The following is a 6,478-nucleotide window of genomic DNA, read 5'->3' as shown; positions in this document are numbered from 1 at the left end:
ACGCCAGAATAATTGGAATTAATAACAACGCACCAATTAAGGTAAAGAGCTGACTGCTTTGTGGTGCAGCTGCCTCCCAAATCGTCACTGACGGTGGAATAATATAAGGCCAAACACTAATCAAAAAGCCAGTATAAGCCAAAAATACCAACGCCAAGGTATAGATAAATGGGCTCAGTTCTTTGCGTTGCTTACAAGCACGTAACGCTAAATAAGTAAACACCAACACCAAAATAGGAACAGGACTAAAATAAGTCAATTGCGGTTGTCTAAACCAACGTGAGGCAATTTCAGGATGTACCAAGGGCGTATAAATACTGACACAGCCAAAAATGATAAATAAGGCAACAATCATCCTTGGCATCAAATAGTACATCTTATCTTGTAAGGCCGCTTCCGTTTTAAAGATCAGCCAACCACACCCGAGGGTTGCATACAGCACCACCACACCAATGCCGGTAAATACAGAAAATGCTGTTAACCAATCTAAACCGCCGCCAGTATATACGCCATTGGTGGTTTTGATGCCTTGAATATAAGCGCCTAATAACACGCCTTGAAAGAAACTGGCCAAGATAGAACCGCCAATAAAGGCCTTATCCCACCAATGCTTGTGGTCTTGGTGCGCCTTAAAACGGAATTCAAATGCCACGCCGCGAAAAATCAATGCAATCAGCATTAAAATAATAGGCATATAAAAAGCAGACAGCACAGTCGAATAGACCAAAGGAAAGGCTGCAAATAACCCTGCACCGCCTAATACCATCCACGTTTCGTTACCATCCCAAACGGGGGCAACGGTATTCATCATCACATCACGTTCTTGTTCCTTTTCAACAAAGGGAAAGAGGATACCGATACCCAAGTCAAAGCCATCCAGTACCACGTAAATCAGTACACCAACAGCAATAATTACAATCCAAACAAACGCTAAATCAATCATTTGTCATTCTCCTTATTATTATTGCTGTCGCTTTCAAAATTTTCATCAGCAGCGGCTAAAGGACGATGGGAGGCTTGGATCACAGCTTCATCGCTATGCGGGCGTGATTCAATAAATTCGGGACCTTTATGCATCAGTTTCAACATATAAGAGATACCGATACCAAAAACAACGCAATACACCACCACAAAGATAATTAAGGTTAATCCGACCTGCTCTGCCGACACAGGTGACAAGGCATCTTTGGTGCGCATAACGCCATACACCACCCAAGGTTGACGTCCGACTTCGGTGGTCACCCAACCCGCCAATAAGGCAATAAAACCCGATGGCCCCATGACTAAGGCGAAACGTTGCAACCATTTACTTTCATAAAGACGGCCATTCTTGCGTAAAAATAGTGCCATGAACGCCAGTAACAGCATTAACATGCCCAAACCGACCATAATCCGGAAACTCCAGAAAATGATGGTTGAATTGGGTCGATCTTCCGGTGCAAAGTCTTTTAAACCCTGAACTTTACCGTCCATAGAATGGGTTAAAATTAAGCTTCCCAGATGTGGAATACTGATTGCATATTTGGTTTTTTCAGCCTGCATATCTGGAATACCAAATAAATACAACGGCATAGCTTCATTTTCATTGGTTTCCCAATGCCCTTCAATCGCGGCTATTTTTGCAGGCTGATAACGTAAGGTATTTACGCCATGTTGATCGCCAATGAGTACTTGTAATGGCGCAAGCGCTAAAATCATCCACAATGCCATGGAAAATGAAGTTTTTACCAAAGCATCACGGCGACCTTTAAGCAAGTGCCAAGCAGCAATTGCCGCGACCATTAAAGCAGTCAGTAGGAATGTAGCAACGGCCATATGCAAAAAGCGGTATGGGAAAGATGGATTAAACACAATCGCTAACCAATCTTGTGGAACAATTATACCGTTTTCAATTGCGAAGCCTTGTGGCGTCTGCATCCAGCTGTTGGAAGATAAAATCCAAAACATGGAAATACAGGTGCCTAGCGCCACCATCACGGTTGCGAAGAAATGCGCCCGAGGACCAACTCGCTCCCAACCGAACAGCATAATACCCAAGAAGCCGGCTTCTAAGAAGAAGGCGCTGAGTACCTCATAAGCCAAGAGTGGACCAGTCACACTCCCAGCAACACGCGAGAACTCACTCCAATTGGTACCGAACTGATAACTCATCACCACGCCAGAAACTACGCCCATCCCAAAAGCGATGGCAAATATTTTGACCCAAAATTTGAATAGGTCTTGATAGACTGGATTTTTTGTTCGAAGCCAACGCCATTCGAGAACAGCAAGAAAACTGGCCAAACCAATCGAAATTGCAGGAAAAATAATATGAAATGATACTGTGAATGCAAATTGAATCCTTGCGAGTTCAAGTGCGGTTAATCCTAGATTCATAACATCACCTTTTTCAATTTGTTGATGGGATGATTGAGCACCTGAAAATACTTTCGGGCTATTTTATTGTTTTGATCTTTTTCAGAAGTTGCTCGAACCTTAAACAAAATCTGTTGATTAATGATTTTATCCCACAGTTTGGGAGGTGCAATGTGTATAGCAATGGTTGGTTTTTTCCACCATTGCAGCAATACATCAATATTCATGATTTCTCTCTATAAAAATAAGGAACTTTCTTTATCCAAACATTGATAAAAAATAAATTTTTATAGAGAAAAAGGTGGCGCACGTCCCTGTGGGATTAAAAATAGACGCTGTAATTCAAAATAAACATGCTTAAAGGTTTTTACAAATGCAAATAGACGCACTTGTATTCGATCGAATACCTCTTGGATGCCAAAATCTGGCGGCATGACCAAGTCGCCATACACGGTGCAGTATTGACACTGATGATTATATCCATCATCGGTATGGTGATGATTATAAGAAAAATAATCCTGCAAAAAATCGAGGTGTTCAGTGGACTCGTGCTTAAGAGCGACAGAATTTACAGTCTGCGATGAGGGCGCAATTAAATTATGTGTAATAGACATACACACCGGAGCAATGTGATATTTTTCCGGCAATAACGGCTGTAAATATACAGTAATCTGTAACAGCACTGTTGCAAAAGCAAGCAGTAACCCACTACGTAGAAGCAAAATTTCAATCTCAAACTATAGGGCTTGGCGATTTACTTAAAAGTCTGTGAGATGTGCTTTAAATTCCAAGCAAATCAGTCAACTTTCTCCTTTAATCACTATAGTTTATATAAAAATATTTTAAAAGCATTCTGCATAAATTTATGTTAAGACCGGCTTTTGCTTACTGCCGCTGAGGTTTTTGGCTACAACTTTTTTGTTTAACTTCCTACAGGTGTAGTAAATATTTGCGCTCATAATGACGCTGCGACCAAGCATTGACTGCCCTATGCAGTAGATGATCTATTTTTAACGCTATCTGATCATTTATCTAAACTGATCTAGAAGCAAACCCAACCCAGTAGCGAATCATTGTGGTTTAGAATATTCAAAAATTGATCTGGATTTAAAATCGTCGGCTAAAACGGCGGCGATATTCTAATGGCGTTAGTCCGGTTTTTCTTCGAAATAATCGTCGAAAAGAACTGGGATCAGAATAACCCACCTCTTGTATAATCAGATCAATCGATTGCTGGGTTTCTTGTAAGCGTTTTTGCGCCGCCTCAATGCGTAGTGCCTGAATATAATGATTGGGCGGAAGACCTAAGGCCGCTTTAAAATGACGGATTAAAGTTCGAGTGGTCACGTTAAACTGAGTGGCCAAATCATCTAAGCTAAACTGTTGCTGAAAATGCTGCTCTAACCAGTTTTGTATATTTTGTACCAATACATCCTGATGTGGCTGACCGATTCGCATTAAAGAATACGACAGTTGGCTCTCACGGCGATAATCAATCACAAAAGACTTTGCTGTTTGAATTGCCAGTTCAAAACCATAAAAACGTTCAATTAAATGTAGACCTAAATCGAACCATGCAATACCGCCGCCGGCGCAGTAGATATGCTCATCTCGGGTAATTAATTGTTCTACGTTTAAACGCACGAAGGGATAACGCTGGATAAAAAAATCCTGAAAGCCCCAATGTGTAGTGGCAAGCTTATGATTTAAAATTCCCGCCTCAGCCAGAAAAAAATTACCTGTGCAATTTCCTGCAATTGTCCAGTGTTGCTGATGGGCATATTGAAGTAATTCAATTAAATCAGCCCGCTGTTCTAGCACTGTCACAATGGGGGCCGCGATGGTGGGGACAATAATAATATCGGCATGCTGAATATCAGCATACGCCACGTGCGCAGCAATTTGAATGCCATTAATACATTGCACAGGTTGTCCCTGTGGACTGGCAATTTTCACCTCAAATAAACGCTGCACTTGTTGTTTTTGAATACGATTCCAACTCACGCCTGCCATGCTAAACAAATCCACCACACCCGTAATGGTGGATGCCAACGCCCCGTCAAATGCAGTGACCATGATTTTAATCATGCGTTTCTCACAATGTCGTTTTTCACTCTTTAAGTGTCATTATTGACAATCCACGACTACGTTAGCAACTGCTAGGATTGAACGTAATGTTCAGATAAAAAATGTAGGCGATAAAAATGACTCAACTGATCAATGAAAAAGATTTAAATTTTCTGTTATATAACGTGTTTGCTGCCGAAGAACTGACGCAACTTGAGCGTTATGGTGAACATGACAAAGGCACTTTTGATGCTATTTTAAACACCGCGAAAGGGATCGCCACCGATTATTTCGCACCCCACAATACCAAAGCAGATCAGCACGAACCCACGTTTGATGGTAAGAAGGTAACCACCATTACCGAAGTCAAAACTGCTTGGCAACAATTTGCCAATAGTGGCTTACTTTGTGCGACACATGATTATGATGTAGGCGGTATGCAGCTGCCGACATTGGTGAATATGGCAGCCAATGCCTATTTTATGTCTGCCAATCCCTCTAGCATTGCCTACTCTTTTTTAACTGCTGCGGCGGCCAACTTAATCCAAACTTTTGGCAGTGAACAACAGAAACAGACCTTTTTACCACCGATGTTTGATGGCCGATTTTCCGGCACTATGGCCATGACAGAACCGAATGTCGGTTCTTCTTTAGGCGATTTAACCACCAAGGCGATTCCACAAGACAATGGCAGTTATTTGATTAAAGGCCAGAAAATGTATATTTCCGGTGGTGATCAAGATATTACCGAAAATATTATCCATTTGGTGTTGGCGCGTATTCAGGATGCCCCGCAAGGCGTGAAAGGCATCTCTTTATTTATTGTGCCTAAAATCATGATTCATGCCGACGGCTCACTGGCGGAAGCCAATGACGTGCAACTTGCTGGCTTACTGCATAAAATGGGCTACCGCGGAACCACTTCCACCGTGTTAAGTTTTGGCGAAAACGACAAATGCTTAGGCTATTTAATTGGTGAGGCTGGGCACGGCTTAAAATATATGTTTAAGATGATGAATGAAGCACGCGTAGGTGTCGGTTTAGGCGCGGCGATGATTGGTTATCGCGGTTATTTAGCCTCTTTAGATTATGCCAAAAACCGTCCCCAAGGTCGTCTTGCTACTGAAAAAAACAGCAATACCAACACACCGGTTAATATCATTCAACATAGCGACGTTAAACGGATGCTGTTAGCGCAAAAGTCCTATGTTGAAGGTTCACTGGCCTTATGTTTATTTGCGGCACGCTTGATTGATGAACATCAAGCAGCAGGCCATCAGGATAGCGAGATTTTATTAGACCTGATTACGCCTGTGGTTAAATCCTTCCCGTCCGCTTATGGTCCTAAAGCCAATGATCTGGCCATACAAGTGTTGGGCGGCGCAGGTTATACCCGAGATTATCCGGTTGAACAATATTACCGTGACAATCGTCTTAACCCGATTCACGAAGGCACTTATGGTATTCAATCTTTAGATTTATTGGGGCGCAAATTGTGGCAGCACAATGGCAAGGGCTTAACGTTACTACTGCAACGTATGCAAAAAACCTTAGCTGAAGTTCAAGATGCCTCTATTCAGGCACTGGCCGATATTTTCAAAAGCCATTTACACACGGTGCAACTGACCACGCAAAAACTAGGACAAGCCATCATGCAGGGTCAAGTCAATGAAGCGCTAGCAAATTCTGCACTTTATTTGGATATGATGGGTAAAACCATTATTGCTTGGCTGTGGCTGGATATGGCAAATAAAGCTCAGCTGACGTTTGCAAGCTCTGAACATGAGCAAGATCAGCATTTTTTAGCAGGAAAATTACAAGCTGCACGTTATTTTATTCGCTGGGAATTACCTGAAATTGAGCATTTGGCCAAACTGCTCACTAACTTTGATGACAGCTGCTTAAGCATGCAAGCAGAATGGTTCTAAACCATTCACTTATCAGTCTGCGGTATTTTTTAGAACAGTGGTTTTATCGGCATATACAACCGATAAATTACAAGAGATGCGACGGATAAAAAATGAGATTAAACAAGAGGTCATCTTGACCTCTTTTT

6 protein-coding genes are annotated in these 6,478 nt (G+C 41.9%); 1 reads left to right on the top strand and 5 read right to left on the bottom strand.

Annotation, left to right across the window (positions count from 1 at the left end; all coding sequences use genetic code 11):
* From cydB to SE27_RS07465, 5 genes are all read right to left on the bottom strand, one after another.
* On the bottom strand, positions 1-943 hold a 943-nt coding region (gene cydB / locus SE27_RS07485), incomplete at its 3' end, for a cytochrome d ubiquinol oxidase subunit II (RefSeq protein WP_201772980.1).
* A complete protein-coding gene (locus SE27_RS07480) occupies positions 940-2,376 on the bottom strand; it encodes a cytochrome ubiquinol oxidase subunit I (RefSeq protein ID WP_039622222.1) in 1,437 nt (478 codons plus the stop codon). The genes SE27_RS07480 and cydB, both read right to left, overlap by 4 nt.
* Positions 2,373-2,582: a hypothetical protein gene (locus SE27_RS07475; RefSeq protein ID WP_039622220.1), complete on the bottom strand. Its 210-nt coding sequence runs from the start codon at positions 2,580-2,582 to the stop codon at positions 2,373-2,375. The genes SE27_RS07480 and SE27_RS07475 overlap by 4 nt, the downstream gene beginning before the upstream one ends.
* 60 nt (positions 2,583-2,642) lie before the next feature.
* Complete coding sequence (locus SE27_RS07470) at positions 2,643-3,077, bottom strand: hypothetical protein (RefSeq protein ID WP_039622218.1); 435 nt, start codon at positions 3,075-3,077, stop codon at positions 2,643-2,645.
* A 385-nt stretch (positions 3,078-3,462) separates the two neighbouring features.
* Entirely contained in the window at positions 3,463-4,443 is a 981-nt protein-coding gene (locus tag SE27_RS07465; RefSeq protein ID WP_039622216.1) for a GlxA family transcriptional regulator, read from the bottom strand.
* A gap of 116 nt (positions 4,444-4,559) precedes the next feature.
* Here SE27_RS07465 and SE27_RS07460 point away from each other — a divergent pair, with 116 nt between their 5' ends.
* Positions 4,560-6,350: an acyl-CoA dehydrogenase gene (locus SE27_RS07460; RefSeq protein WP_039622214.1), complete on the top strand. Its 1,791-nt coding sequence runs from the start codon at positions 4,560-4,562 to the stop codon at positions 6,348-6,350.
* Positions 6,351-6,478: the final 128 nt, after the last annotated feature.

This window comes from Acinetobacter harbinensis (assembly GCF_000816495.1).
GTDB classification, from domain to species: Bacteria; Pseudomonadota; Gammaproteobacteria; order Pseudomonadales; family Moraxellaceae; genus Acinetobacter; species Acinetobacter harbinensis.
Note: the sequence above shows the minus strand (reverse complement) of the source record. Positions and strands in the feature narration are given on the sequence as shown.

What these genes read in the sequence shown, in the direction of transcription:
- SE27_RS07475 (WP_039622220.1), bottom strand. Translation starts at nt 2,582, where the DNA reads ATGAATATTGATGTATTGCTGCAATGGTGGAAAAAACCAACCATTGCT.
- SE27_RS07465 (WP_039622216.1), bottom strand. Translation starts at nt 4,443, where the DNA reads ATGATTAAAATCATGGTCACTGCATTTGACGGGGCGTTGGCATCCACC.
- SE27_RS07480 (WP_039622222.1), bottom strand. Translation starts at nt 2,376, where the DNA reads ATGAATCTAGGATTAACCGCACTTGAACTCGCAAGGATTCAATTTGCA.
- SE27_RS07460 (WP_039622214.1), top strand. Translation starts at nt 4,560, where the DNA reads ATGACTCAACTGATCAATGAAAAAGATTTAAATTTTCTGTTATATAAC.